This is a genomic window from Granulosicoccus sp. 3-233 (genome assembly GCF_052681095.1).
This window is the reverse complement of record NZ_JBQYLE010000004.1, coordinates 183999-210532: the sequence shown is the minus strand read 5'-3', so window position 1 is coordinate 210532 and position 26534 is coordinate 183999. Positions and strand designations below refer to the sequence as shown.

24 protein-coding genes are annotated in these 26534 nt (G+C 58.9%); 16 read left to right on the top strand and 8 right to left on the bottom strand.

The features are described 5' to 3' along the window. Positions 1-4: 4 nt before the first annotated feature. Positions 5-1600: a gamma-glutamyltransferase family protein gene (locus ACUNV4_RS12860; RefSeq protein ID WP_430878961.1), complete on the bottom strand. Its 1596-nt coding sequence runs from the start codon at positions 1598-1600 to the stop codon at positions 5-7. 298 nt (positions 1601-1898) lie between these two features. Between ACUNV4_RS12860 and ACUNV4_RS12855 the strand changes: the two genes are divergently transcribed. Then, complete coding sequence (locus ACUNV4_RS12855) at positions 1899-2315, top strand: DUF1801 domain-containing protein (RefSeq protein ID WP_430878960.1); 417 nt, start codon at positions 1899-1901, stop codon at positions 2313-2315. A gap of 289 nt (positions 2316-2604) precedes the next feature. Here ACUNV4_RS12855 and ACUNV4_RS12850 read toward each other — a convergent pair whose 3' ends face one another. The 4 genes from ACUNV4_RS12850 to ACUNV4_RS12835 are packed head-to-tail and all read right to left on the bottom strand — an operon-like array spanning position 2605 to position 5914. Next, entirely contained in the window at positions 2605-3669 is a 1065-nt protein-coding gene (locus ACUNV4_RS12850) for a hypothetical protein (RefSeq protein WP_430878959.1), read from the bottom strand. A gap of 35 nt (positions 3670-3704) precedes the next feature. After that, complete coding sequence (locus tag ACUNV4_RS12845) at positions 3705-4277, bottom strand: carboxymuconolactone decarboxylase family protein (protein ID WP_430878958.1); 573 nt, start codon at positions 4275-4277, stop codon at positions 3705-3707. Next, on the bottom strand, positions 4274-4882 hold the full coding sequence (locus ACUNV4_RS12840; protein WP_430878957.1) for a helix-turn-helix domain-containing protein: 609 nt from the start codon (positions 4880-4882) through the stop codon (positions 4274-4276). The genes ACUNV4_RS12845 and ACUNV4_RS12840 overlap by 4 nt, the downstream gene beginning before the upstream one ends. A 15-nt stretch (positions 4883-4897) precedes the next feature. After that, complete coding sequence (locus tag ACUNV4_RS12835; RefSeq protein ID WP_430878956.1) at positions 4898-5914, bottom strand: isopenicillin N synthase family dioxygenase; 1017 nt, start codon at positions 5912-5914, stop codon at positions 4898-4900. Between the two features lie 250 nt (positions 5915-6164). Here ACUNV4_RS12835 and ACUNV4_RS12830 point away from each other — a divergent pair, with 250 nt between their 5' ends. The 6 genes from ACUNV4_RS12830 to ACUNV4_RS12805 all read left to right on the top strand — a co-directional run bounded on the left by ACUNV4_RS12830 (position 6165) and on the right by ACUNV4_RS12805 (position 13304). Next, complete coding sequence (locus ACUNV4_RS12830; RefSeq protein ID WP_430878955.1) at positions 6165-6911, top strand: amino acid ABC transporter ATP-binding protein; 747 nt, start codon at positions 6165-6167, stop codon at positions 6909-6911. Position 6912: 1 nt separating this feature from the next. Beyond that, the gene (locus tag ACUNV4_RS12825) at positions 6913-7743 is read left to right on the top strand and encodes an amino acid ABC transporter permease (RefSeq protein WP_430878954.1); all 831 of its coding nucleotides are present in this window, start codon (positions 6913-6915) and stop codon (positions 7741-7743) included. A 63-nt stretch (positions 7744-7806) separates the two neighbouring features. Next, entirely contained in the window at positions 7807-8646 is an 840-nt protein-coding gene (locus ACUNV4_RS12820) for a transporter substrate-binding domain-containing protein (RefSeq protein ID WP_430878953.1), read from the top strand. A gap of 71 nt (positions 8647-8717) precedes the next feature. Then, on the top strand, positions 8718-9590 hold the full coding sequence (locus ACUNV4_RS12815; RefSeq protein WP_430878952.1) for an amino acid ABC transporter permease: 873 nt from the start codon (positions 8718-8720) through the stop codon (positions 9588-9590). A 534-nt stretch (positions 9591-10124) separates the two neighbouring features. Next, positions 10125-12431 (top strand): family 16 glycosylhydrolase, encoded by a 2307-nt coding sequence (locus ACUNV4_RS12810; RefSeq protein ID WP_430878951.1) that lies wholly within the window; start codon positions 10125-10127, stop codon positions 12429-12431. 114 nt (positions 12432-12545) lie between these two features. Further along, positions 12546-13304 carry a siderophore-interacting protein gene (locus tag ACUNV4_RS12805; RefSeq protein WP_430878950.1) on the top strand — a complete coding sequence of 253 codons (759 nt, stop codon included), beginning with the start codon at positions 12546-12548 and terminating at the stop codon, positions 13302-13304. 363 nt (positions 13305-13667) lie between these two features. On the opposite strand, the gene ACUNV4_RS12800 is transcribed toward ACUNV4_RS12805, so the two are convergent. Beyond that, positions 13668-14168: a lactoylglutathione lyase family protein gene (locus ACUNV4_RS12800; RefSeq protein ID WP_430878949.1), complete on the bottom strand. Its 501-nt coding sequence runs from the start codon at positions 14166-14168 to the stop codon at positions 13668-13670. Positions 14169-14260: 92 nt separating this feature from the next. Between ACUNV4_RS12800 and ACUNV4_RS12795 the strand changes: the two genes are divergently transcribed. Continuing rightward, positions 14261-15133: a LysR family transcriptional regulator gene (locus ACUNV4_RS12795; RefSeq protein WP_430879222.1), complete on the top strand. Its 873-nt coding sequence runs from the start codon at positions 14261-14263 to the stop codon at positions 15131-15133. Between the two features lie 136 nt (positions 15134-15269). Here ACUNV4_RS12795 and ACUNV4_RS12790 read toward each other — a convergent pair whose 3' ends face one another. Both ACUNV4_RS12790 and ACUNV4_RS12785 read right to left on the bottom strand, forming a co-directional pair. Further along, a complete protein-coding gene (locus ACUNV4_RS12790) occupies positions 15270-15638 on the bottom strand; it encodes a cupin domain-containing protein (RefSeq protein ID WP_430878948.1) in 369 nt (122 codons plus the stop codon). Positions 15639-15677: 39 nt separating this feature from the next. Further along, complete coding sequence (locus ACUNV4_RS12785) at positions 15678-16472, bottom strand: TatD family hydrolase (protein ID WP_430878947.1); 795 nt, start codon at positions 16470-16472, stop codon at positions 15678-15680. A 77-nt stretch (positions 16473-16549) separates the two neighbouring features. On the opposite strand from ACUNV4_RS12785, the gene ACUNV4_RS12780 reads away from it, so the two are divergent. The 8 genes from ACUNV4_RS12780 to ACUNV4_RS12745 all read left to right on the top strand — a co-directional run bounded on the left by ACUNV4_RS12780 (position 16550) and on the right by ACUNV4_RS12745 (position 26530). Further along, a complete protein-coding gene (locus ACUNV4_RS12780; RefSeq protein WP_430878946.1) occupies positions 16550-17836 on the top strand; it encodes a glutamate-5-semialdehyde dehydrogenase in 1287 nt (428 codons plus the stop codon). Position 17837: 1 nt separating this feature from the next. Next, positions 17838-18470 (top strand): nicotinate-nucleotide adenylyltransferase, encoded by a 633-nt coding sequence (gene nadD / locus ACUNV4_RS12775; RefSeq protein ID WP_430879221.1) that lies wholly within the window; start codon positions 17838-17840, stop codon positions 18468-18470. A 61-nt stretch (positions 18471-18531) separates the two neighbouring features. Then, on the top strand, positions 18532-18915 hold the full coding sequence (rsfS, locus tag ACUNV4_RS12770) for a ribosome silencing factor (RefSeq protein ID WP_430878945.1): 384 nt from the start codon (positions 18532-18534) through the stop codon (positions 18913-18915). 35 nt (positions 18916-18950) lie between these two features. Beyond that, the gene (gene rlmH / locus ACUNV4_RS12765) at positions 18951-19415 is read left to right on the top strand and encodes a 23S rRNA (pseudouridine(1915)-N(3))-methyltransferase RlmH (RefSeq protein ID WP_430878944.1); all 465 of its coding nucleotides are present in this window, start codon (positions 18951-18953) and stop codon (positions 19413-19415) included. A 42-nt stretch (positions 19416-19457) separates the two neighbouring features. Continuing rightward, complete coding sequence (locus ACUNV4_RS12760; RefSeq protein ID WP_430878943.1) at positions 19458-20102, top strand: Maf family protein; 645 nt, start codon at positions 19458-19460, stop codon at positions 20100-20102. A gap of 43 nt (positions 20103-20145) precedes the next feature. Then, positions 20146-21606, top strand: coding sequence for a ribonuclease G (rng, locus tag ACUNV4_RS12755; RefSeq protein ID WP_430878942.1), 1461 nt, complete (start codon positions 20146-20148; stop codon positions 21604-21606). A 41-nt stretch (positions 21607-21647) separates the two neighbouring features. Next, positions 21648-25631 carry a YhdP family protein gene (locus ACUNV4_RS12750; protein WP_430878941.1) on the top strand — a complete coding sequence of 1328 codons (3984 nt, stop codon included), beginning with the start codon at positions 21648-21650 and terminating at the stop codon, positions 25629-25631. Beyond that, a complete protein-coding gene (locus tag ACUNV4_RS12745; RefSeq protein WP_430878940.1) occupies positions 25628-26530 on the top strand; it encodes a DUF4344 domain-containing metallopeptidase in 903 nt (300 codons plus the stop codon). Before ACUNV4_RS12750 ends, ACUNV4_RS12745 begins: the two co-directional genes overlap by 4 nt. The last annotated feature ends 4 nt before the right edge of the window (positions 26531-26534 follow it).

Sequence of the window (26534 nt, the reverse complement as noted above, 5' to 3'; positions counted from 1 at the left end):
AGCGTCAGAATCCGTAAGCCCCGCCATCCTTGCGAGGATCCGATCCGCCGGCATAGCCACCACCGGGCAGGCGATGAATCAGCTGAGCCCCGCCAAAGCCGAAAGCCAGGTCGCCTTCCATCGCATCAACCTCGTGTCCCATGCCGCGCAATGCTTCGAGCAAGGCGGGTGCAAAACCAGGTTCACAAGCAACGCCGAGCCCTTCCGTGACTCGCCATCGCGGCGCATCGGCCGCTGTTTGCACATCTTGCCCCCATAATTGCGTCCTCAAGACCATCTGTACATGCCCTTGTGCCTGCATCATGCCTCCCATCACGCCAAATGACATCAGTGGTTGACCTTGGGCAGTCAGAAAGCCTGGAATTATCGTATGAAATGGTCGTTTTCGTGGTCCGACCTCATTGGGGTGTCCTTTGTCGAGGGTGAAGCCGCAGCCGCGGTTCTGCAGGTGGATGCCGGTATCGGGGACGGCGACACCGGATCCGAAACCGTCGAAGTTGGACTGGATGAAGGACACCATCATGCCATTGCTGTCGGCAGCGGACAGGCAGACCGTGCCGCCCTGGCGAGGGGAGCCGCTCTGAAAGTCCTGCGCCCTTAGCGGATCGATCAGCCGGGCACGCTCGGCCAGATAAGCCGGGTCAAGCAGGTGCTTCGCCGAGACATCCTGCATGTATGCCGGATCGGCCACATAGGCAGCTGAATCGCGAAAGGCCAGTTTCATGGCTTCCCACATCAGGTGCAGCGATTGCACATCATTGGGACCATGGTCGCGAATGTCGGTATGGGCCAGCATGCCCAGTGCCATGCAGGCTGCGATACCCTGGCCGTTGGGAGGAATCTCGTGCAACTCGACGTCATCGAATGCCTGAGAAACAGTACCGCACCAGTCCGGTTGATTCTCTGCCAGATCCGTCTCGTACAGGGTCGAACCATTGGCCCGGGCCGCAGCGGCAATCTGTTCGGCCAGGCGGCCCCGGTAGAAGGACTCACCGCGGGTTTCAGCGATGTCCCTGAGTGTTTGCGCCGCATACGGGTTGATAAAGCGCTCCCCGGCCAGTGGTGCATGACCACCAGGCATGAACAGATCGGCAAAACCCGGCTGGTTCCTGAGAATGTCGCTGCCCACGCCCCAGGCCTTGCCGATGATGGGGGACACCACGAAGCCCTGCTCGGCATAGTGAATCGCCGGTTCGAAGAGAGTCTCGAAAGGCAGTTTGCCGAACCGTCGATGCAACTCTACCCAGGCGCCAACCGCTCCCGGTACCGTGACCGTATCCCAGCCACGCTCGGGAATGCCGCCGGATCGGGCAAAGCGTTCCGGTGTCCAGGCAGCCGGCGAACGCCCCGAGGCATTCAGGCCATGCAGAGCCTTGCCATCCCAGAGAATGGCAAAACCATCCGAGCCCAGACCGCAGCCGGTGGGCTCTACCTGCGTCAGTGTGATGGCAGCCGCCAGCACGGCGTCCACCGCGTTGCCCCCCTTATGAAGCATGGCGACGCCGGCCTGCCCGGCCAGCGGTTGGGAGGCGACCACCATGTTGTCGGCCAGAACCGCTGAACGGTGGGAAGAGTAGGCTGTGGGATAGGGAAATTGCATGGTATTCGGATGGCCGGGTGTAAGGCGTGGTTTCCTGTTCCGCAGCTCTGCGGACACATGACTGGTTGTTCTGCAGTATTGCAAGCAGCTGATGCTGCCAGATTACCTCAATGACGAGATGGGGTAATCAAACCGCCGGGGAATGTGCGCTCGATATCACGGCCACTTGTCAGGCTGTCGCGATGAACCTGTGTCGCTGGGTGGCGTGTCTTGCGAGCCACTGTATTCGCCTTGCGCACTCGTGGAATCTGGTGCAGATTGTTCCTGAGTGCCATTGACCAGAAGGTGACGGGCTGCAATGCAGATGAAATTCGACGATGCCGCGGTTGAACGTGCCTATCTGGCAATGCCTGCGCCGTTTCAGGAGCCGGCACTCGCGCTGCGTGAACTGATTCTGCTGACTGCCCGGCAGCTGCACGCAACAGGGGGTGTGGGAGAAACACTGAAGTGGGGCCAGCCGAGCTACCTGCCATTGAAGGCCGGCGTGGGCACGACGGTCAGAGTGGCTGTGCATGACGAACAGCAGCTGGGCTTGTATGTCAATTGCAATACGACGCTGGTTGAGACCTTTCGTACCGTGTTCGCGGATGATCTTCAGTATTCGAAGAACCGGGCCGTGCTCTTCGCTATCGTCAGGCCGTTGCCGACAGAGGCGATTGCCCAGTGCGTGCGCATGACCTTGTATTATCATCTCGACCGACGATCATCCGCATGACAGGGTGTGTGATGTAGTTGTGATGCGGATGTGATGCGGATGTGATGCGGATGTGATGCGGATGTGATGCGGATGTGATGCGCGAGTGATGTGTGAGTGATGTGTGAGTGATGCGCGAGTGATGTGTGAGTGATTCGCGAGTGATTCGCGAGTGATTCGAGTGCGCTTCGAGTGCGCTTCGAGTGCGCTTCGAGTGCGCTTCGAGTGCGATGCGCACTGGATACCTGCGCTGGACACGCGCGCATGAGCCTTTCCTGCTCCCATGAGCCCGTTCCAGATCCGCAACCGTTCAGGCCTCTTCCAGCCTTTCCATGCCGACATTCCTGTGTGGATTGCGGTACAGCTCCAGCAGTTGCGGGTGGTCCTCGAGTACCGGTTCGATACCCGGCAGTCTTTCGGGTTGCAGCCAGCCCTTGTCCCAGATGGGCACGTCGTCGATCCGGATGGTCGGGTCGAGGATGTTCCAGGAGATTTCCCCCGGCGCATAGTTGCCGCAGGTGTGGAAATGCAGGATTCTCGGGTTGCCGAAGGCGGTGCCGGACCAGCGCAGGATGTCGGATTCTGCCTTCGACGGGAAATGGCAGCCCGGGTGGATACCGGCATGCCAGGAATGCACATAGTCGGGATCGATGTCATACAGCTGACTGACGTGGGCGTAATGTCCTCTCACGCGTTTCACTTCGCTATCGGGGCCGGTGAAATCGAGAATGCGGTTGTTTTCGATATGCGCAAAGACCGTATCGTGCAATGGCAGGTGGTAGGGCTGGTAGAACTGCGAGCCAGTACCGACCAGGAATCGATCCAGCACAATCTTTCCGTGAAAGCCTTCGGCCGGTATCGGTCGAGGCACGAGCATGGGAAAGCGCTTGATCCGCACGTCGCCGGCGCTGCAGGAGGGCCATTGCGGATAGCCCTCGTAGTCAGTACCGAGAGGGCAGCTGACGCGGATGTGCTGGGCGGCGAGCAGGGCGTTCTCGATGACTTCCTTGATGGCGCACATGCCGCGATAACAGGCAGTGCCGAATGCGGAATTGAGCGATTCCAGATCGAGGGTATAGCACATCGTGGACGAAGGCATGTCCTTGTCGGCACTGAAACGTATCTGATCGCCCACGCGTGAAAAGAACACGATGTGGTCGAAGCCGCGCAGCAGATCCAGCAGCAATTCTCTGTCCTCGGCGGTCGCCAGAAAGCATTCCGACTGCGTCTGGTAGACCCGCATGCCGATGAATCGACCAGCGGCGGCAGTCACCTTCGGCGCTGCATCATCATAGAAGCCGCTACCTTCCGGCTCGCTGACGATGAGCAGTCTCTGACCGGGCTCGCCTCTGACACAATCGCGCAGCAGTGTCATGGCACCCGAAAATCGCGCTCCTTCGCCGCCCGACATCATGAGTAGTAGCCGACGATATCGCCATCGGTGCTGACACCGAGTCCGTTGAGCAGACGGTTGACGTAGTTGAAATAGCCGATGATCTGGTTGGCTTCCAGAATCTCGCCGTCGGTAAGCCCATAGTTCTGCAGCTGTTGCACATCTTCCTGCACCATTTCCCCGGGGCTGAGGGTCAGCTTGCGGGCATACTGCATCAGACACAGTTGTGCGCCTTCGAAGGCCGCTTCGGGCTGATCGGCCTGCAGCGCCTTTTCGATCGCATTCGCGCGTTCGTCATCGGCAATCAGATGACGGGCATTGGCCCAGTGATTTGCCAGTGAATAGGGACAGTCATTGAGTATCGAGACATAGGAAGAGAGGGTTTCCTGCAACCAGGTGGGAAGGGTGTTGGACTCATCGTGCAAGGCCGCCCGATAGAGCGTGACATGTCCGCGCATGGTGCTCGGTCGCAGGGAGTGAACACGCATGACGTTGTCCACCGTGCCATGCGGTGTGCGCGCCAATTGGAGTGTTTCCAGCAACTCGTCGTCAGCGTCCTCGTCGCTGATCATGTCTATCCATGCACTCATTGTCGGCACTCCGCCTGGACTGAAAGAAAGATGAATTCATCACTGAGCAGTTCGTTGACGCCATGAGAGAGTTCAGCGTCGATACTGAGGCTGTCACCCTCGTTCAGTGTCATGACCTGCCGGCCGTACTGGTAGTGCGCCGAGCCGCTCAACACATGCAGGAAGATCACGCCATGAGCGACATAGTGCGGTGGCGGAGCATCCTGCTTCTGCAGTGTGATCAGATGTGACTCGAACATCAGGTCGCGGCGCCGGTGAGAGGCCAGGTTGATGAAGTGATGAATGTGATCGCCGTGCAGTCGGGTCGATATCACGCCTTCGCCTCGTCGAGTCAGGGTGTAGTCGGCCAGTTCCACCGAGGTATTGCGAAACAGTGTCACCAGCGGCACATTCAGTGCCCGGGTCAGCGCTGTCATGGTGGCGATGGAGGGGGACACCTGTGCATTTTCGATCCGGCTGATCATGGCAGCGGAAATGCCGGAGATCTCGGCAAGCTGCCTGGCATTGAGCGCCTGATTCTCTCGCAGATTGCGCAGGGTTGCGCCGATTGCGGTATCGACGTCCCGATTCTCGGTGCCGTCATCGGGCGCTGCCATCTTGTCCATGAACAGTGTGCTCCTTCAGGCCGTTGTCGTCGGATTGTCGCGATAGGCAAAAGCCCGAGCGAAGCGCTGCAGCAGGTAGTCGCCACAGCTGATGGCTGGCTGCGAGGCAATATGCTCGGGACCGAAGACGTCGCGGGCATCGATGAGTGTTTCGGGGTCCGGGTCGAAGGCAAGTACCAACGACAGGCGCTCACGCCCGGAACTGTTGATGACGCGATGAGGCGTGGACTTGTAAGCGCCCTCGGTCCAGCGCGACAGCAGATCTCCCACGTTGACAACCAGTGTGCCTTCCATGGGAGGCGCTTCGATCCAGTCACCCTTGACATCCTGCACCTGCAAGCCACCGACATCGTCCTGGCACAGCACGGTCAGGACGCCGAAATCCGTATGTGGTCCGACCCCGAACTGTTCGCCGGCACGGGTTTCCTGAGGGGGGTAGTAGACGAAGGAGCCACGACTGATGGGGCGTTCGCATCGTTGCAGGAAGAAGTTCGCTGGCAAGTCGAGCCCAAGGGCAAACCCTTGCATCAGACGATAGGCCACTTCATGAGCTTCACGAAAATAGTGCATGGCACTGGTTTGCAACTGTGGTTGATTACCTGGCCACTGGTTGGGACCGCGCAAGGGGTGATCGGATTCAGTGCGTCCGTTCCTGTCTTCATGCCCCCAGATGAAGCTTTCCTTCAAGTCCACCGGTGCATCGTCCTGCATCCTCGCCCCACCCGGACGTAACCAGCCGCGATGTTGCGCAGAGACCGATACGGCTGCCTTGTGCTCATCGTCGGCGCGAAAGAAGTCATAGGCACAACGCCTCGCATCATCGATGCAGTGTTGTGGTATGCCGTGACCCTTTATGTAGATGAAGCCGAGTCCCTGACTGGCGGCATGCAGCGCCGCGGCAACTTCTCGGGCGGCAACGCCGGCTGCGCTGTCATTACCGGTATCGGCAGCGTGGATGGCGGCGCTCGTCAGTGGAGACAGATCGATGACCGGTATGTGCTCTGCGAGGGTCTGTCTTGCCTGGACGCTCATCGTCAATCTCCGAATCAGGAACCGATCATTGCACTATAAGCAATTTATTGACTGAAGATCAACACAATCTGCGATAAAGCGCCTGTGACCCCATTGATCGCAGCTTGCGGATAAACTGCTACCATCGACCGATCGATATCTGTACCGACCGTGGGCCGACATTCACCCGTATGGGACTGGCCCGGCGGATTAATCCAGATGGCTATTGCTGGAGTACATGGCCTATCAACCAGTGTGCTGAAACGAGTTCATGACAGTCGGCAATCCCATCATCCAGGCAGAGTCTCTGGACAAGTACTACGGATCCTTCCAGGCGCTGGACAGCATCAACATGTCGGTTCATCGCGGTGAACGAGTGGTGATCTGCGGCCCTTCAGGCTCTGGAAAATCCACGCTGATTCGTTGCTTCAATGCGCTGGAACATCACAGTGCCGGCAAACTGGTGGTCGATGGCATCGAAGTATTCGAAGGCTCCAGACAGATTCGCAAGCTGCGCCAGGAAGTGGGCATGGTGTTTCAGCAGTTCAATCTGTTTCCGCATCTGACGGTGCTGGAGAATCTCACCATCGGTCCCATGAGAGTTCGCAAGGTACCGCGAGCCGAAGCCGAAGCCAACGCCCATCGCTACCTGGAGCGGGTGCATATTCCCGAGCAGGCCGACAAGTACCCGAGCCAGTTGTCCGGTGGTCAGCAGCAACGGGTCGCCATTGCACGATCCTTGTGCATGGAGTCACGCATCATGCTGTTCGATGAACCCACCTCGGCGCTGGATCCGGAAATGATCAACGAAGTACTGGATGTCATGGTGGGTCTTGCGGACACCGGCATGACGATGGTCTGCGTCACCCACGAGATGGGTTTTGCACGAAAGGTGGCCGACACCATGATCTTCATGGATGGCGGGCAGATCATCGAAACCGCCCCTCCGGAGAAATTCTTCACGCAGCCGGAAAGCGAACGCTGCCGGGCATTTCTGGAACAGATTCTGGAGCACTGACTTGCCACAGTCTCCTTCGACAGCGTATGAGATTCCGAAGCCGCCGCTGCCCGGCCGCATCCTGGCCTCGACACCGGTGTCGATCACCATCTATCTGCTGGTCATCGGTTTCATTGCCTACACTGCCTATGATGGCTCACGGGCCATGGGATACAACTGGCAGTGGTACCGCATGCCACAATATCTGTGGACCATCACCGACGAGGGTTTCCAGTGGGGTGAAATCGCCCTTGGCCTGGTGAAGACCCTGCAGCTGTCTCTACTGGCGTTTGCATTGGCTCTGGGGCTGGGCCTGATCGTGGCGCTGCTGAGGCTGTCCGGACTGCTGGTAGGCTCGGCGGTTGCCCGGGTCTTCCTGGAGATCGTGCGCAACACACCCCTGCTGGTTCTGTTGTACCTGTTCTACTACGTGATGGGGCCCATCTTCGATCTGGACCGTTACACCGCCAGCATTCTGTGTCTGGGGGTCTATCACGCTGCACTGGTTTCCGAGATATTTCGCGCTGCCATCAATGCGGTGCCAATCGGGCAGTGGGAGGGCGCCTCATCCATTGGCATGTCCAGGGCGCAAGCCTATCGCTATATCGTGCTGCCACAGTCGGTGCGCTTCATGCTGCCGCCGATGACCGGCGAGATGGTCAACATGGTGAAAAGCTCGGCCATTGTCAGCGTGATCGCCGTGGCGGAACTGACCACCATGGGACGCAATATCATCTCGGATACCTACATGAGCTTTGAAGTCTGGTTCACGATCGCTGCGGTGTATCTGGTTGTGACCCTGACGCTGTCCTTTGGCGTATCGTTGGTCGAGCGGCACTATGCGCTCAAGTAGTTTGCGCCCCTGTCAGAGTCGCTGGCAGGGATTACCATTTCACTCGGGAGAATGATCCGGAACATGAAAAGAGCAATGTCGAGAATCACCAGAACCATGACCGTGCTGCTGGCCGCTGCGCTGTTCAGTACTGCAGCCATGGCACAGCAGGCACGACAGGCCCTGTCCAGTGACAGCGTCATCGAGACCATCAAGGAACGCGGTGCCATCAAGATAGGTCTGTCCATCTTCACGCCCTGGTCGATGCGTGACAAGAACGGTGAGTTGATCGGCTTCGAGCTGGATGTCGGTCGACAGCTGGCCGAGGATATGGGTGTGGAGGCGGAATTCGTTCCCACCTCCTGGGATGGCATCATCCCGGCGCTGGTGTCCGGCAAGTTCGACGTCATCATCAGCGGCATGACGACAACCCCGGAGCGCAACCTGACCATCAACTTCACCGATCCCTATGCCTATTCCGGTCTGACCATGCTGGTCAACAACGAGATGACCGACGGCATGGCCCTGGAAGACTACAACAGCGAGGACATCACGTTTGCCGCTCGTCGCGGTGCGACGCCGGCGGCCCTGATAGCCGAACTGTTTCCCGAGGCTGAGCTGCTGCTGTTCGATGAAGACGGTGCAGCCACTCAGGAGGTACTCAACGGCAAGGCGCACGCCACCATGGCATCCGAACCGTCGCCCTCGACCGAGGCGCGTCGTTACCCTGATGTCCTGTCCGTACCTTTCGATCGTACCTTTTCCGCCACCGGTGAAGCCTTCGGTCTGCGCAAGGGGGACCCGGATGCACTGAACTATTTCAACAACTGGATCAACTTCAAGACTCGCAATGGCTGGCTGAAATCACGTCACGACTACTGGTTCAAGTCCGATGACTGGGCCGATCAGGTCAGCGACAACTAGGCCATCCCGGGCACAGGCGGCGAAGCCTTCCAGCTTCGTCGCTGCCTGATGGACGAATCATGATATCTCGCATGTTCAAGCGCCTTCACTGGCTGGATATACTGATCCTCTTCGTGTTGGTGATCCTCGTTGCCGTGGTCTGGTACCGGATCGAAGGCGCTCTGAACTACCGTTGGCGCTGGGAGATCATCCCCAACTATATCCTGCGCTGGAACGAGGACTCGCAAAGCTGGGTCGCCAATGTTCTGTTGCAGGGGGTCATCACCACGGTGCGCGTCAGTCTGTACGCGAGTGTGCTGGCGCTGATACTCGGAACCATTCTCGGTATGGCCCGTTGTGCCTCGAACCTGGCGGTACGCATGCTGGCGCGCACCTATCTGGAGTTCCTGCGCAACATTCCACCGGTTGTCGTCATCTTCATCTTCTATTTCTTTCTGTCCGAACAACTGGTTGTCGCGTTCAATATCGAGTCCTGGGCGCGTGGCATTGCCCGCTCGGAAGACAAGGCCGTCTGGGAATTCCTGTTTGGCGACATGCGTCGTTTTCCGTCACTGATCTCCGGGGTGATCGTGCTGGCTCTGTTCGAAAGTGCCTTCGTGGGCGAGATCGTGAGAGCCGGTATCCAGTCGGTGAGTCAGGGCCAGCATGAAGCGGCACAGTCCATCGGCATGTCCCGGCTGCAGCAGATGCGATTCATCATCCTGCCACAGGCGTTCAAGCGGGTTGTCCCTCCCATGGCCAATCAGTTCATTTCCCTGATCAAGGACAGCTCCATCATTTCCCTGATTTCGGTGCAGGAGCTGACGTTCAAGACCGTGGAACTGGTCGCCTCTACCCGCGCCATTTTCGAGGCCTGGCTGACCACAGCGCTGTTCTATTTCATGATCTGCTTTGCCCTGTCGATGCTGTTCAAGCGCCTGGAGCGTCAGCCGGATACACGCTGAGTTTTCCTCACCAGACGTCTGCAGTGTTGCATGCGAAAGACTCCGTGCCAGACGACTGCGGCGTTGCACGGGAAGATTCCTCACCAGACGCCTGCAGTGCTGCATGCGAAAGATTTCTCACCAGACGTCTGCGGTGTTGTACGGGAAGATACCGTTCATCGACATGCCGGCATGGCGAACCTGCGTGAGGCTTGAACTGGCGGTGATGCACTCGGTGCCCCGTTCCCATGTCAGGGCCTTGCCGATGAGGCCGTGCCCATCACCGGGTAATCACTCACGGCGGTTCATGAGGCCGCCGGGACAGGTCGTCGGGATGTAACAGGGAAGTCCGGTCGTGTGGGTGAAGCCGGATGTACCGCTCATTACCACCATTCAATCTGCGCGTTGTGTTTGAAAAGGTCCTTTCAGCAATAAATTGCAAGCTGCTGTTTCCGCTACTGCTTTCATAGGCGGCAATCACCGTTGGTGCACGCTGTGGTCGTCCGTAAGACGACCGATGAATGCTCATCAACCAGCGAATTCGAAGACATTCGAATGAAATACATGAACATCTCGATGCAGAATTACATTGACCGGTTGAATCGCGGAGTATCATCGCTACTGGGCTGTGCCGTGCTTGTCATCACTCTGGCAGGCTGCTCGGAAAACACTGATTCCAGACCTTCGCTCAGTGCGGCAAACCCCGAACTCTCGGAGGCTGCATCCGGCGGGGAAACGTCGCAAGATCTGTTGTCGGATGCATCGTCATCCAGTACGCAGGCGACCGCCGGCTTCGAGGGTGAAGTCATTGGCGAGAACATCCGAATCCGCTGGAAAAAGGACTCCGATGCGACCGGATACAACGTCTACCGACAGGGTGAATACCACGCTACCGTATTCACGAACAGCTTCCTGGACAAGGATATTCATGCTCGTGATTATTCCTATCACATCACCGCGTTTGAAAAGAATGGCCAGGACACACGCTATTACACGATCGCCAGAGGCCTGGTTGTCTCGGTCAAGCCGTCTTCCGCCAGCTCTGGCTACTTTCGATCAGCGGTGACATCGGGATTCGTGGGCGAGGTACTCGATACCGGTGTTCTTGTAAGCTGGACAGCGGATGTCGGCGCTACCGGCTATAACGTCTACCGCCAGGGCAAATACCATGCAACGGTGTTCGAGACCGAGTTTCATGATGCCGGTGTCAGTGATGGCAATTACACGTATGAGATCATCGCCTTCGACAAGAGTCGTCGACCGACGCGCTATTACCCGATCGCGGAAGAACTGCACGTTTCCGTCTCGGCGCAGGGAGGGCAGAGCCTGAATGCCGGATCGACGGCTACCGAGCAGTTCGTGGGAACGCGGCAGGGGGACAATATTGTCATATCCTGGAAGAAGGATTCAGGTGCGACCGGGTACAACGTCTACCGGGACGGCGAGTACCACGCCACGGTGTTCGAAACCGAGTTCAAGGACAGCAATGTTGCTGCCAGGGACTATGCCTACGAGATCACCGCCTTCGACAAGAGCGGCAGGGAAACGCGATTCTACAAGATTGCCGAGGGGTTGACGGTGTCAGCCGGTGCGGCTGTCGAGGCTGACAGTGGAGGCACGAGCAACAAGAGCGTCGTGGCGGAAAACGACAATGGGCAGCATTTCAAGTCTCTGACCACACCAGGTTTTGTCGGTGAAGTACTCGATGACTCCATTCGAATCAGTTGGAAGAAGGATCCGGATGCCAGGGGCTACAACGTGTACCGGCAGGCCGAGTATTACACCACGGTGTTCTCGACAGAGTTCCACGATACCGATGTCTATGACCAGGACTACTACTACGAGATTCAGGCCTTCGATCATGGCATGAATGGCGCGGATGTCCGTTACTACTACATTGCCACCGGTCTGACGGTGTCTGCCCGTACATTGGGCAGGACGGATCCGAACCGGCCAAAAGCCAATGATGAGTTGCTCAAGGACTATGAGCTCGTCTTTGCCGATGAATTCAATGGCAGCAGCCTGGATACCAGCAAATGGAATACGTCATTTCTGTGGGGCACGGATCTGATCATCAACAATGAAGAGCAGTACTACGTCGACATAGCCAATGAGCCGGACTTCGGGTTCAACCCCTTTAGCTTCGACGGCAACAATCTGATCATCAACACCATCAAGACGCCACCTGCACTAGCGGGCAAGAGCCTCGGGCAACCTTATCTGTCCGGCATCATCACCAGCTATGACGCGTTCAAGTTCACCTATGGCTATGCCGAGGCGCGGGTGAAGATGACGCATGGTCGCGGCTATTGGCCGGCATTCTGGTTGCTCAATGCCTACTACGGTGGCGCAGACCCGGAAATCGATATCATGGAGTTCATCGGCGACAACCAGGATGTGGTCTATCACACCTTTCATTATCACGATGAGAACGGAAAGTTGCGTTCCACTCAATCGCAGCCGACTCCGGGTATCGATTACACCGCGGATTTCCATACCTTTGCGGCCGAGTGGAAGCCGGGCTCGATCATTTTTTTCGTGGATGGCATAGAAGTTCACCGGATCACCGACCCGGAGGTACCGACGCAGCAAATGTATCTGCTGGCCAATACGGCGGTGGGCGGGTGGTGGGCCGGTTCGCCGGACGATACCACGACCTTTCCCGGCAAGTACATGATCGATTACATCCGGGTCTATCAGAAAGCCTCACTGTTCAGCGATGCGATGCTCGATGATGGCATGTCATCCGGTTTGTCCGGCGGAGAGTCTGCGATTCCGTATGCCGACGACATTCCGGGTCAGGCCTCCCCGAATCACCGACCGACCCGCGAGCAATGGCCCGAAGGCTATCCCTACGACTGATTTGAAGAAAATGATACTCATTTGCATTTGAAATCCCGGTACTGTGCCTCCAGTATGCGAACACATTCCGACAGGCCCGGCTTGTCGTCGCATCCGATTCAATGAGGGAATTCCATGGCACAGAAACGCAAAGCGCGAGAGTTGACAGTAACGGCTGCGACTCAGTTGACCCCTAACATGCGACGTCTGACGCTGCGAGGCGAGGATCTGGCCAGCTTTCCCGAGGACGCAGAAGGCGCGTATTTCAAGCTGACGTTCCCGGGTGATGATGCCGATCGACCGGTCCTGAGAACCTATACGGTTGCCCGTTACCGGCCAGAGGAGCATGAAATCGACGTGGACTTCATGCTGCATGCCAACCCGGATGGTAGTGCCGGTGGCGTGGCAGCGCCCTGGTCCCTGCAGGCGCAGCCTGGCGACAGCATGTCCATTTTCGGCCCCGGCCCGGCCACCTTCATCAATACCGAGGCAGACTGGTATCTGCTGGCGGCCGACATGACCGCCTTGCCGGCTCTGACAGCCAATCTCGGACGTCTGCCCGCCAATTCCAGAGGCTATGTGGTCATTGAAATCCTGGCGGACGAGGATCGTCAGACCTTGCCGGTACCCGAGGGCATGGAACTGGTCTGGGTCGTCAATCCACACCCGGGTTCCGATGAGTCACCGCTGTTTCATGCCATTCGTGAATTGCGCTGGCTGGAAGGTCAGGCCGCTGTCTGGTGCGCCTGCGAATTCAAGACCATGAAAAAGAGCCGAGCCTACTTTCGCGAGGACAGAGGCGTCGAGAAATCCCATCTGTACATTTCCAGTTACTGGAAAAAAGGGCTGCAGGAAGAAGAACACAAGGTAGTCAAGAGTGAGGACGCCGGCTGAGTCTCGGAGAAGCAGAGCAGCCCACGAGTGGACAGGCAGCAGCGCTGAAGGAGCCAGCGAACAGCAGGAAAGCAATGTAGAAGCGCCAGCCAGTGGTAAGTGGCTAAGTCGGTAAGTCGGTAAGTCGGTAAGTCGGTAAGTCGGTAAGTCGAGAAGTCGAGAAGTCGAGAAGTCGAGAAGTCGAGAAGTCGAGAAGTCGAGAAGTCGAGAAGTCGAGAAGTCTTCAAGCCCTCAAGCCTTCACACCTTCACACCTTCAAGCCTTCAAGCCTTCAAGCCGGACTGACCGGACTGGCCTGACTGGCGGCCAGAGGCACCGCCGATAAGTGGTGCCTCTGGAGCCGCGACAGAGCGTCTGTCGGTGTCAATAAGCCCCTTCGCTATAGATCAGTTCATAGCTGTGACTGTAGATCTCCAGGATGTTTCCGAAGGGGTCTTCCATGTAGATCATGCGATAGGGCTTTTCACCAGGGTAGTAGTATCGCGGTTCCTTCATGCGTCGTTTGCCACCGGCGACGACGATCTTCTCGGCCAGGCCTTCCACGTCGGGATCCTGCACGCTGAAGTGGAAAATACCCGTTTTCCAGTATTCGAAGTTGTCTTCGGGGTTGGTCTGACCCTTGAACTCGAACAGCTCGATGCCGACGCGATCACCGGTAGACAGGTGAGCGATGCGGAAATGTTCCCAGTTGCTACCGAAGACATCGCTGCACATCTCGCCGATCGCACTGTCGTCTTCGACGATCTCGGTCGGTTTCATGATCAGATACCAGCCCAGGGTCTGTGTATAGAATTCGACGGCCTTGTCCAGGTCCGGTACCGAAATACCGATGTGAGAGAAACTGCGGGGATAGTTGGTGGGCATGAGTGCCTCCTGTGTTGATTCGTTCTGTAGTGTATGGAGCACCATGCATGATGTAAAATTATCATTTGAAATGCAGATGAGTACATTTCGTGATGATAAATCCGGTCTGGCTACGGACCTTCTGTACCCTTGTCGAGGTGTCGCATTTCACGCGAACGGCCGAGCAGCTGAACATGACGCAGTCCGGTGTCAGTCAGCATGTGCGCAAGCTGGAAGAACAACTCGGCCAGGCACTGTTGCTCAGACAGGGCAAACGTTTCGCGCTGACCGATTCCGGTGAGCGTGTCTATCAGGAGGGGCGCGACATCATCAGCTCACTGTCGGAGCTGGGAAATCGTCTGCAGGCAGATCCCGAGTACGAAGGCAGTGTGCGCCTGGCCTCTCCGGGCAGTGTCGGGCTCAAGCTCTATCGCCATCTGCTGCAGTTGCAGGTGCAGCATTCGGCGTTGCTGATCGACTATCGCTTTGCACCGAACCGGGAAGTGCAGGACATGATCGCCGAACGCCGGGTGGATATCGGTTTCATGACCAGTCCGGCGACGCTGGATGATGTCAGCTGTCAGCCGATGGCGGAAGAGGAGTTGTTACTGGTGACGCCAGAAGGAGTCAGTGAGCCGGCCTGGGAGCAGTTGCTGGCACTGGGTTTCATCGACCATCCCGATGGGGCGCACCATGCCGGTCTGCTGCTGGCAGCCAACTATCCGGAGTTTCGGCACAGCAAGCAGTTCAGACAAGCCGGTTTCTCCAATCAGATCACGCTGATACTCGAGCCGGTGAGTCTGGGCCTGGGCTTTACCGTGCTGCCACGTCACGCGGTCGAGGCCTCTGACAAGGCCGATTGCGTGGCGCTGCACCGACTGCCCGGAAAAGTCAGCGAAACCCTGTATCTGGCCTATCACACTCGCCAGCCGCTACCGGCCAGAGTGCGAACCGTCATTGCCGAGGCACGATCCTGCCTCGCCTAACAGGCCGCGTCAGACCGCAGCTGATACCCACGACAGTTCCGCTGTTGAAGAGCGAGGCGCAGCCTTGCACGCCTGCCAGTCAAGCCAACTCAGGACGTTCAGGGCAATTCATGTCAAGTCCAGCTTCATCCACCGATCAGGTATCGGCCGGCAGCGGCACCTCGATACGGTCGCCGTGACTGGGCGGCGTGGAGGTCACGAGGAATTCCAGATCTTCCGTCCCCTCATTGCCCAGTTGATGAGGCACACCGGCTGCCACGTGCAGGCCCTGTCCGGGGCCCAGGTGGTATTCGATGCCATCGACTTCCAGCGTGGCCGTTCCTGACAGCACATGAAAAAACTGTTCGGCGTGACGGTGTGAATGTCGAACTTCGCGACAACCGGGCGGCACGCGCTCCTGGATGACGCTCAGCCTGGCCGTCCTGGCCAGGTGGTAACCATCACAGTGATCACCCCAGGTGTAATGCTCTGCATTGTCGATCGAGACCACGGTTCTGTCGTTCACGAATAACCCCGCTGCCGGTCAGGTGCCGCTTGTCTGCCTTCAGGCACTCTGACGCTTTGCCAACTCCGCGGCATCAGAGAACAGCGTGAAGAAATTGCTGGTCGTCGCCTCGGCCAGCTCTTCGAGCGGGATGTCGCGCAGCTCGGCAACGTATTCGGCCGTGTGGCGCACGAATGCCGGTTCGTTGGTCTTGCCGCGGTGCGGTACCGGCGCCAGATAGGGGGCATCGGTCTCTACCAGGATGCGATCCAGGGGGGCCTTGCGAGCCACTTCCTGAATGGCCTTGGCGCTCTTGAAGGTCACGATGCCGGAGAACGAGATGTAGAAACCGATGTCCAGCGCCTGCTTCGCCACTTCCCAGTCCTCGGCAAAGCAGTGCATGACGCCGCCGGCGTCGCGAGCCTGATGGTCGCGCAGGGTGTTCATGGTGTCCTCCGCAGCGGCCCGGGTGTGAATGATCAGCGGCTTGTTGCAACGTTTTGCCACCTCGATATGCCGGTGAAAGCGCTCATGCTGCCAGGTCAGATCACCTGTGCTGCGAAAGTAGTCAAGGCCGGTCTCGCCAATGGCGACAACTTCCTTTTCCGCCGCGGCACTCAGCAGTTCGTCAACCGTGGGCTCGTGGCCGCCTTCGGTGGTCGGGTGCACACCTACCGAGGCACTGATGGGGGCATGATCGCGGGCCAGCGTCAGGACATCGGGGAAGTTTTCCCAGCTGGTGGCGATACACAGCATATGATTGATCTGGTTATCCGCAGCGTTCTGTAGAATGTCGGGCATCCGGTCCTGAAAATCCGGAAAATTGATATGGCAGTGCGAATCGACGAGTTGCATGCAGAGTCGTGTCGTGGTGTTGTCGGATAATTGCGGGAATTGTACGTGGCATGGCCACGATTGAGTAGGAGTGACAAGTGGTGGCGTTGGACGATAACGACAAGGGCGCGCAGGTGATCGAGCAGGTGCAGTTGATGGGCAAGGCTGCGCGAGCTGCCGCCGCTGCGCTGTCGGTTGCCGATACGGCTCAGAAGAATCAGGCTCTGCTGGCGATGGCGGATGCCATCGATGCCGCTGCACCGACGCTGCTGGCGGCCAATGCACAGGATCTCGAGGCGGCAACAGCCAAGGGCATTGACGCCGCTCTGCTGGACCGACTGGAATTGACACCGGCACGTATCGAGTCCATGGCAGACGGCCTGCGTAACGTGGCAGCCCAGGCCGATCCGGTCGGTGCCCTGTCCGCAACCGACCGTCGCCCATCCGGGCTGGAAATTTCCCGCATGCGAGTGCCCCTGGGCGTGATCGGTGTCATTTACGAATCGCGTCCCAATGTGACAGCCGATGCCGCCGGTCTGTGCATCAAGTCCGGTAATGTCGTCATCCTGCGAGGTGGCTCGGAGGCCTTCCATTCCAATCAGGCCATTGCTGCCTGTGTCCGGCAGGGCCTGCAGCAGGCCGGTCTGCCGGAGGCTGCCGTACAGTTGATCAATACCACCGACCGGGCCGCAGTCGGGGCACTGCTGGCCATGGACGATCATGTCGATGTCATCATTCCACGCGGCGGCAAAGGGCTGGTCAAGCGCATCAGCGAAGAGGCCAGAGTGCCCGTGATCAAGCATCTGGACGGTATCTGCCATGTCTTCATCGATACCGGAGCCGACGCTGCAAGGGCGGTGGAAGTGGCTCTGAACGCCAAGACCTATCGCTATGGCATCTGCGGTTCCATGGAAACCCTGTTACTGCATGCCGACGAAGCCGCGCAGCTGCTGCCCATGCTGGTGGATGTCTTCGACGAAAAAGGCGTGGAACTCAGAGGCTGCGAGCGTACGCGAGCCATCATTCCATCGATGAATGCCGCCACCGAGGCCGACTGGGATACCGAATATCTCGGCCCGATCCTCTCCATCCGGGTGGTCGATGGCATCGAGCAGGCCATGGCCCATATCGCGCGTCACGGATCCGGGCATACCGATGCCATCGTCACCAACGATATCGCCCGCTCGCGACAGTTTGTGCGACAGGTGGATTCCAGTTCCGTCATGGTCAATGCAGCAACCTGTTTTGCCGACGGTGCCGAATACGGTCTGGGAGCGGAAATCGGCATCAGTACCAATCGCATGCATGTGCGCGGTCCGGTAGGCGTGCTGGGCTTGACCACCGAGAAGTATGTGGTCAACGGGGATTACACAACGCGTGGCTGAGATGCGCATCGGTCTGTTTGGCGGCACCTTCGATCCCGTTCATTACGGGCATTTGCGACCCGCGGTGGAAATGGCCGAACGTTACGCCTTGTCCACGCTGTACATGCTGCCCAATCACCGGCCGGCGCATCGAGGTCCGGCCGCTGCCAGTACCGACAGTCGTATCGACATGCTGGAGATGGCCCTCGGCGATGCGCCGCATCTGGCGGTCGACGGGCGCGAAGCCTTGCGAGATCGGCCCAGCTATACCGTCGATACGCTGCGTGAAGTCCATGCCGAGCAGCCCGAGGCTACCCTGCTGTTCTTCATGGGGATGGACGCCTTTGCCGCGTTTGATACCTGGCATGACTGGGAGGGTGTACTGGCCCTGGCCAATCTGGTGATCGTCAATCGCCCGGAGGCAGAGCACTCCGACTTTTCAGCAGGCCTGCTGGCGCGTCAGCAGGCGAATTGCGGCCCTGATATCGTCACCGGCAACAGTGGGGTCATCGAAATCTGCGATGTGACGCAGCTGGCGATCTCGGCCACCGACATACGACGTCGCATTGCACGCAATCTGTCTGTGCGTTTTTTGCTCCCGGAGCCGGTACTGGAGTATATTGGGCAGAATAGTCTGTATCGTGAAAGTCAATAGTCGCTGCCTGCGCCCTGACGGGCAAGAACCAGCATCGACGGGAGCAGTAAACGTTCTGAGCATGAATAGTGAAGCCGTCATCGAGATGGCCGTCAAGGCCCTCGAAGACATGAAAGGTGTCGATCTGACCGTGATCGACATCGTCGGAAAGTCCAGTATTGCCGATGCCATGATCGTGGTAACCGGCACCTCTCAACGACATGTACGTTCCATGGCCGAAACCGTGAGACTGGCTGCCAAGGAAGCCGGACATCCGCCACTGGGCGTCGAAGGTGGCGATTCCAGCGACTGGGTGCTGGTGGATCTGGGCGATGTCATCGTGCATGTCATGACCGAAGAGAAACGCGAATTCTATTCGCTGGAAAAACTCTGGTCGGTCGGACCGGCAGAATCCGGCGAGGCGGCCGATGACGGCGGTTCCGCGACCGCTGCCAGAACGCGCTAGTTCCGGTTTTCTCGTCGTCGGAATTCGTCAAGCCCGTGCAGATCAGTGTCTATGCAGTCGGTCGCAAGATGCCGGCATGGGTGAGTCAGGCGTCCGAGGACTACATCAAGCGCATGCCGCGACGCTGGCAGTTTCAGGTGCGCGAATTTGCCCAGGCTCAAGGTGACAGCAAGGATGTCATCATGGCGCGTGAGGCCGAAGTGCTGCTGGCGGCCATTCCGGACAAGGCACACGTCATCGCCCTGGATAATCGGGGCCGCAGCTGGTCTACCGAGCAGGTGGCCGAGCAGCTGGAACGATGGCAGGAACTGGGAAAGTCCCTGATTCTGCTGATCGGTGGCGCCGATGGCCTGCATCCGAGTGTGCGCCAGCGGGCCGATCAGATGTGGAGCCTGTCGGATCTGACCTTTCCACATCCTCTGGTCCGGGTAGTGCTGGCCGAACAGCTCTATCGGGCACAATCACTGCTGGATAATCACCCCTACCACCGCGCGGGTTGATCGACCCGGCAATCCGGGATGGCTGTTCCGAGAAACCCTTTCATGAGCCCTGCATCGCGCATCAGACTGATTCTGGCGTCGGCCTCGCCACGTCGCCAGCAATTGCTTCAACAGATCGGCCATGACCCCGTGTGTGTGCCTGTGGACGTGGATGAAACGCCTCGGCCGGGAGAAGATCCGCAATCCCTGGTGCGACGGCTGGCCGTCAGCAAGGCAGAACGTTATCTGCAACATCATGCGCGATCCGACGATTTTGCCGATACCGACAGACTGCTGGTGCTGGGGGCCGACACCGTCATCGATCTGGATGGCGCCGTGCTGGGCAAACCGCGAGATCGTGATGAGGCGCTGCAGATGCTGACAAGCCTGTCGGATCGTGAGCATGCGGTGCACAGCGGTGTGTGCCTGTTGCAGGCTACCGGACCGGGGCTGGACGGGCTGCAGGTACGCGACGAGCTCGGCGTTCGTACCGTACTGCGCTTCGGGCGATTGACGCAGGAGCAGGCCGCAGCCTACTGGGAAACGGGGGAACCTGCAGGCAAGGCAGGGGCCTATGCCATCCAGGGTGTCGGTGCGCAATTTGTAGCATGGCTATCCGGCAGCTACAGTAATGTAGTAGGGCTTCCGCTGTACGAGACGCAGGCTCTGTTGCAACGGGCCGGTCTGGGCGCAGGTTCAATGCAGTAACGGCTTTGACCATGCTGGTCGAACCATACAGATACCTTCCGAAATGACTGAAGAATTACTGATCAATGTGACCCCGCAGGAGACACGTGTCGCAACGGTCGAGAACGGCATGCTCACTGAAATCTGGATAGAGCGCGCGCAGAAGATCGGCCGTGTCGGCACCATCTTTCAGGGCAAGGTCAAGCGCGTGTTGCCCGGCATGGAGGCGGCCTTCGTGGATATCGGCCTGGAAAAGGCGGCCTTTCTGCATGTGTCCGATGTGCAGGCGCCAGCCCCCCGAGAAGGCGAGATGGCCGAGACGTCCATATCACGCCTGCTCAACGAGGGGCAGACGCTGGCCGTGCAGGTCACCAAGGACCCGCTGGGCACCAAGGGGGCCAGAGTGACCAGCAAGTTGACCGTGCCCAGTCGCTATCTGGTGATGATGCCCTACGAGGACAACATCGGTGTGTCGGTGCGCATCGACAACGAGGACGAGCGCGACCGGCTGCGTGGTCTGATCGAGACCTTGCGCGGCGATGAAACCTCCCGTGGCTATATCGTTCGCACCGCTGCAGAAGGCGTGGAAGCACCAGCGTTACAGGCCGATATGGAGTATCTGGACAAGGCCTGGAAGGGCGTGATCGAACGCCGCAAATCGAAAAAACCGGGAGAGGTGATTTTCCGCGATCTACCGCTGGTACAGCGCATGATGCGCGACCTGAGCCGCGGCAACATCGAGCGCATCCGCATCGATTCACGCGAAACCTATGCCCAGTGTGTGACTTTTTGCAACGAATACGTGCCGGAGCTGTCCCGCTGCCTGGAACATTATCCGGGAGAACGACCGATATTCGACCTGCATGGCGTGGAAGACGAGATCGACAAGGCACTGAACAAGCGCGTCGATCTCAAATCCGGTGGTCATCTGGTCATCGATCAGACGGAATCAATGACGACGATTGATGTCAATACGGGAGGTTTCGTAGGTAAGCACAACCTTGAAGAAACCATCTTCAAGACTAATCTGGAAGCAGCGCAGGCCATTGCACGACAGCTGCGTCTGCGAAATCTGGGCGGCATCATCATCATCGACTTCATCGACATGTCGATTCTGGAGCATCGTCGTCAGGTATTGCGAGCGCTGGAAAAGGCTCTGGAGAGAGACCATGCACGTACACAGGTCAATGAAGTGTCACCGCTGGGTCTGGTGGAAATGACCCGCAAGCGTACTCGCGAGTCGCTGGAGCAGGTGTTGTGTTCGGAATGCACCGTGTGTGATGGACGAGGCATGCAGAAAACGCTCGAGACCGTGGGATTCGAGATCAGCCGAGAGATCATTCGACAGGTCAGGCAGTTCGATATCGACTCGGTCACCGTGCTGGCGTCCAGCGAAATCGTGGAGTGGTTCAGTGAGGAGCGATCCGACGATCTGGCGGAACTTCAGGATTTTGTCGAGGTGCCCATTCGCCTTCAGGCAGAACAGTTCTACACCCGTGAACACTACGACGTCGTTCTACAGTAAGCCGGGCCACTCGCTGTGATGTTGAGGGGGCTCACTCAGCCATGATGATTCATGTGGCCAGGCATACCCTGCGCGTCTGCATGACGACGGCAGGAATCCTGCTGATCCTGTTGGCCCTGTTCACGGCCACGGCTCGGCTGGGTCTGCCGTTTCTGGCCAACTACAAGGGCACGGTCGAGTCCCGCGTCAGTGAATACCTGAAGAGCCCGGTGGACATCGGCGATCTGTCGGTCAAGTGGGAAGGGGTGGGCCCACTGCTGCGCGCTCGTCAGGTAACCGTACTGGAATCGGATCAACGCAAGGTCACTCTGGATGAATTGCTGATCGACCTGAACCTGCCCAAGTCTCTGCTGCGCGGTGTGCCGGTCATCAATGAGCTGACATTGATGGGGGCGGACCTTGCCATCGAATCCGATGAACAGGGTCAGTGGCATCTGCACGGCGTGGAGTCGGTTGGCGGCAAGGCCATCAGTCCGGCCCCGGCCAGAGGCAAGGGGGTGGATGTCATTGCCTGGTTGCTCACTGCCAGCAAGGTAGGTTTGCTGGATACGCGCGTCAGCATCACCGATCAGCGCAGCGATCGTACACTGCTTGTCGAGCACCTGAACATTCGTGCCGAGAACGCGGGCAGATCACACAAGTTGCGGGTGGAAATGGATCTGCCCGGCGAGGGCGAGCGGTCTCTGGAGGCCGGTATCGACCTGGTTGGCGAGGCCGGCTCACTGGCACAGTCCGATGGTGATCTGTACCTGCGCACCGACGATCTGCAACTGGCGACGATTGCCGAGCTGCTGACCATGCTGCGAGCCCCTGAAAGCTCTCGCAAGTTGCTGTCGCAGCTGGATTCGGATATTTCCATGGAAATGTGGGGTCGCTGGGAGGATGGGCAACTGATCTCGGCGCACGGGCCGGTGAGCAGTGCGGCCATCGTGGATACTTCCAGTGGCGAAGCGCTGTTGCAGGGGGTCAGTGGCATCCTCGATCTGTTTGTCTCGAGCGAATCCTTCGCTCTGGAAACGGATGAGTTGCTGCTGCGCGGTGAATCGGAAGAGGCTCGTATCGAGGACCTGGCGGTACTGCTGGAAAGAGAAACGGTTGAGGGCCGCGGTAGCTGGAAAGTGGATGCACGTGGCGAACAGTTGTCGCTGTCCGCGTTCGCCGGATTGCCATCAGCCATTCTGTCATCCCTGCGTCCCGAGTTGGCTCGGCAGCTTCGTCAGGCAGACGTGCAGGGCTGGTTGCGCAACTGGGATCTGCGCATCGGACAACGTTCATCGGGGGCAAGGCTGATCGCCCATGCCGATCTGGATCAGTTGCAATGGCAGCCGGTGGGTTCTCTGCCGGGTGTGGGACCGATCAACGGACGGGTCGATATCGATGATCTGCAGGGAGAAATCACGCTCTCAGCCGATGACATGAGCCTGCCCTGGCCCGCGTATTCCGACACTCCCCTGCATCTGGATTCCCTGAAGTCGGTAGTGACTCTGGATGCTCGTGACACCGGTCGCGTGAAGATCGGTGCCGATATTGCCATGGTGGATGCCGGCATCGATACATCCACCCGGCTCAAGGCCACGCTGATGCCCGGGCAATCGCCGCATCTGGACGTGCAGAGCCAGTACGAGGTGGCTGACCTGACCGCCTTGAAGAGCTGGTTGCCGCGTCGGAAAATGGGGTCAGGATTGCAGAAATGGTTTGATCGGGCGATCGAAGGCGGGACGGCCAGGAACGGTAATCTGCTGTTTTTCGGTCAAGTTGCGGACTTCCCGTTTCGTGAAGGCGAAGGCGTATTCCGTTCCAGTGTGGAGCTTGCCGATGGGCAGCTTGCCTTTCTGCCCGACTGGCCGGCGGCTCGGGACATCAATGGCACGATCGAGCTCAACGGCCTGACGTTGCAAGGGCGCGCCACGGACTCGCGGCTGGACGATTTCGACATCACGCAGTTGCGTGTGAGCATCGATGACCTGACGGCCGCAGTGCTGGAGCTGGAGGGTACCGGGCGAGGCACGCTGACGAGCGTGGTGGACTTCGGCAACACCGGCCCCTTGAAAGGCATTCTGGAGCCGGTACTCAATGATGTCAGCGGTACCGGCAACGCCGAACTGGATCTGCAGTTGTCTGCGCGACTCCATCGTCTGCCCCAGTCTGCTGCGAGCACTGCCGATATGCCCCCCCCACTGCGCGTGGATGGTTCCATCTTCCTGAAGGACAACACGATCGCTTTCGGTCGGGCCGACATGACCTTGAAGCAGGTCAATGGTGCCATCGGTTTCGATGAGAATGGCATTCGGATCAACAATCTGCGCGCCACGGCACTGGATCACCCGGTGATCGTCAGCGGCAATACCGAGGGTCAGGGAGAACAGGCTACAACCCGGATCAGCATCAGTGGGGCCTTGCAGGGCAGTGAAGGGCTCGCTCACTACGGCAGTCAGCTGGATCAGTTCCTGCGTGGCACCTCCAGTTGGGACATCGAACTCAGTGCGCCGCATTCGGCCCGTCGCGTGGCCACGGAAGGGGTGAGCCTGCGTCTGAGCAGCGATCTGGTGGGTACGGAGTTGCTGCTGCCCAAGCCGTTCTACAAGAGTACCGGCAAGGCGGCCGCTATCGAATTGCAGACGGCCTTTCGGGAAGGTCAGGCGGTGCAGACGTGGCAGATCAATTATGCCGATCGTCTCGCGGTCAATGCCAGTGTTCGGGATGAAGCGCTGGAATCGTTGCTGATTCATGTCGGCAGTGGCCAGATCCCCTCGTCCTTGCTGGAGAGCGCCGGTCCGGGCATTCAGCTCGAGGGGCGCGCCGCCACGGTGGCGGTGGACGGCTGGATAGAGAGCATCTCGCAGTTCATCGATTCCTTGCCGGATGAGGGGGAAGCACCGACACCCATACTGCCGATAGTGGCCGATCTGGAAATCGACTCCATGCAGATCGGTCAGCGCCTGCTCGGGCCTGCGAGCCTGCACCTGGATTCCGACGAAACCTATCTCAATGCCAGACTGGATAGTCGCTCGGTCAGCGGTACGGCACGCTACCCTCGAGAACACTGGTCGAAGGAGACAGCCATGGAGGTGCGCCTGAAACGACTGGACAGTACCCTGTTCACGGCCCTGGCCTCTCGCAGTGAGAATGACACGCTCGATGCCGCCGAAGACGATCTGGATCCGCGCCTCTGGCCACCGGTGGATGCGAAGATCAGTCGATTGACCCACGGCGACTACACCTTGCGGGATCTGGCGCTGCGGGCACAGCCGGACGTCAGTGGTCTGACGATCACGACATTGGGATTCGCCTACCAGACGGCAACGCTGGTGGGGCAGGGCTACTGGCGACTGCGCGATCCGCAGAACACCAATCCGGCGCTGACAGGACAGCAGATGAGCCACCTGAATCTGGTCATGCAGAGCAGCGATTTCGGTGAGGCGCTGCAATCGGTGGGCCTGACGGAGGTACTGTCCGAGGGACAGGGCAGTATCGAGGCCGAATTGAGCTGGCCGGGTCCACTGTACGGTCCGGAGCTGGCCGAGATCGATGGCAGCATCAGGATGCTGATCGAGCGTGGCAACATCATTCCACTGGAGCCGGGCGCCGGACGCATGGTAGGGCTGTTTGCCCTGCAGGCCTTGCCGCGCAGACTGGAGTTCGATTTCAAGGATGTCACCGCCGATGGCCTGGCCTTCGAGAGCATCACGGGCGATGTCGACATACACGATGGCATCGCGGACGCGTCACTGGTACAGCTGACAGGTCCGATCGGGGTTGTCGATATCACCGGACAGTCCGACATCGTCAACCGGGAGTTCAATCAGCGGGTCACCATCCTGCCGCGAGTCAGTGCTGCCTTGCCCTTGATCGGGGTGATCTCCGGCGGTGCGACTGCCGGGGTGGGCGCACTGGTCGCCACCGGTTTTCTGAAGGCCGTCGGTATTGATCTGGACCGCCTGGGCCTGAGAGACTACAGCCTCACAGGCAAATGGGACGATCCCTTGTTCGAGGCCGTAGACGCCGATTACCGGCACAGACAATGACAGCCATGGTTGACGTCGAGCACCGCCGAAGCTTTACCCGGCGCAGACAGGTGGGTCTGCTGTTGCTGCTTGTCCAGTTTCTGGCGGCCTGCAGCGGTTACAGCAAGCGGCCCCAGCCAGCGGAAACGGTGCCGCCACGGCCGGTTGTCGCTGCCGGCGAGGCGACAGATGAGATCACGGAACAGCCTGCCGAGCCGTTGACTGCTGCCTCCGACAGGCCGGTCTCGTCATTGCCGGAGGCTCGCCGGATGGATGAAGCATCATCGCCGGGCATGGTTCTGAAGACCTTCAACAGCCAGGATCGCTATCTGCCGTCGCAGGTGGAGTTCATCAATGGACTGCTTCGCTTTGCGCAAACCGTCACCGTGCTCAGCGAGGTGGAAGATGGGCCCTTGTTCGATCCCGGCACCCAGGAGATCTGGATGCCGGGGAGTTTTGCCGACGTCATCGAGTCGCATTTCGGCGAAGCCGAAGCGCCCGTGGCAGATGTCTATCTGCATACGCTGGTACACGAAGTCGGTCATGTGTTGTACGACCAGTATGATCTGCCCTTGCTGGCACGTGAGGAAGATGCCGCCGATGCCCTGGCCAGCGTGCTGTTGCTTGAATATGCGCAGGATGGAGCCCGCGTCGTGCTGAACGCCGCACGCATGTTCGGGCTGGAAAGCGAGACCTCCGGCCAGGTGGCGGAGGCCGATTTCTGGAGCGAGCACAGTCTGGACATCCAGCGCTACTACACCACGCTGTGCCATGTCTACGGCAGTGACCCGGAAGGCCAGGCTCGACTGGTCAACGACGATTATGGTCTGTCGCCGGAACGGGCAGAGAACTGCGAGTACGAGTATCAGCGCATCCGGCGTGCGTGGCTGACCGTGCTGGCACCTTATCTCAAGCGCTGAAGCT

Bases quoted from the DNA above. Each gene is read 5' to 3' on its own strand.
- ACUNV4_RS12845 (WP_430878958.1), bottom strand. From the start codon at position 4,277: ATGAGTGCATGGATAGACATGATCAGCGACGAGGACGCTGACGACGAG.
- ACUNV4_RS12750 (WP_430878941.1), top strand. From the start codon at position 21,648: ATGATGATTCATGTGGCCAGGCATACCCTGCGCGTCTGCATGACGACG.
- ACUNV4_RS12850 (WP_430878959.1), bottom strand. From the start codon at position 3,669: ATGACACTGCTGCGCGATTGTGTCAGAGGCGAGCCCGGTCAGAGACTG.
- ACUNV4_RS12855 (WP_430878960.1), top strand. From the start codon at position 1,899: ATGCAGATGAAATTCGACGATGCCGCGGTTGAACGTGCCTATCTGGCA.
- ACUNV4_RS12785 (WP_430878947.1), bottom strand. From the start codon at position 16,472: ATGCAACTCGTCGATTCGCACTGCCATATCAATTTTCCGGATTTTCAG.
- rsfS (WP_430878945.1), top strand. From the start codon at position 18,532: ATGAATAGTGAAGCCGTCATCGAGATGGCCGTCAAGGCCCTCGAAGAC.
- ACUNV4_RS12815 (WP_430878952.1), top strand. From the start codon at position 8,718: ATGTTCAAGCGCCTTCACTGGCTGGATATACTGATCCTCTTCGTGTTG.
- rng (WP_430878942.1), top strand. From the start codon at position 20,146: ATGACTGAAGAATTACTGATCAATGTGACCCCGCAGGAGACACGTGTC.
- ACUNV4_RS12795 (WP_430879222.1), top strand. From the start codon at position 14,261: ATGATAAATCCGGTCTGGCTACGGACCTTCTGTACCCTTGTCGAGGTG.
- ACUNV4_RS12860 (WP_430878961.1), bottom strand. From the start codon at position 1,600: ATGCAATTTCCCTATCCCACAGCCTACTCTTCCCACCGTTCAGCGGTT.
- ACUNV4_RS12745 (WP_430878940.1), top strand. From the start codon at position 25,628: ATGACAGCCATGGTTGACGTCGAGCACCGCCGAAGCTTTACCCGGCGC.
- nadD (WP_430879221.1), top strand. From the start codon at position 17,838: ATGCGCATCGGTCTGTTTGGCGGCACCTTCGATCCCGTTCATTACGGG.
- ACUNV4_RS12820 (WP_430878953.1), top strand. From the start codon at position 7,807: ATGAAAAGAGCAATGTCGAGAATCACCAGAACCATGACCGTGCTGCTG.
- ACUNV4_RS12760 (WP_430878943.1), top strand. From the start codon at position 19,458: ATGAGCCCTGCATCGCGCATCAGACTGATTCTGGCGTCGGCCTCGCCA.
- ACUNV4_RS12805 (WP_430878950.1), top strand. From the start codon at position 12,546: ATGGCACAGAAACGCAAAGCGCGAGAGTTGACAGTAACGGCTGCGACT.
- ACUNV4_RS12810 (WP_430878951.1), top strand. From the start codon at position 10,125: ATGAAATACATGAACATCTCGATGCAGAATTACATTGACCGGTTGAAT.
- ACUNV4_RS12840 (WP_430878957.1), bottom strand. From the start codon at position 4,882: ATGGACAAGATGGCAGCGCCCGATGACGGCACCGAGAATCGGGACGTC.
- ACUNV4_RS12800 (WP_430878949.1), bottom strand. From the start codon at position 14,168: ATGCCCACCAACTATCCCCGCAGTTTCTCTCACATCGGTATTTCGGTA.
- ACUNV4_RS12835 (WP_430878956.1), bottom strand. From the start codon at position 5,914: ATGAGCGTCCAGGCAAGACAGACCCTCGCAGAGCACATACCGGTCATC.
- ACUNV4_RS12830 (WP_430878955.1), top strand. From the start codon at position 6,165: ATGACAGTCGGCAATCCCATCATCCAGGCAGAGTCTCTGGACAAGTAC.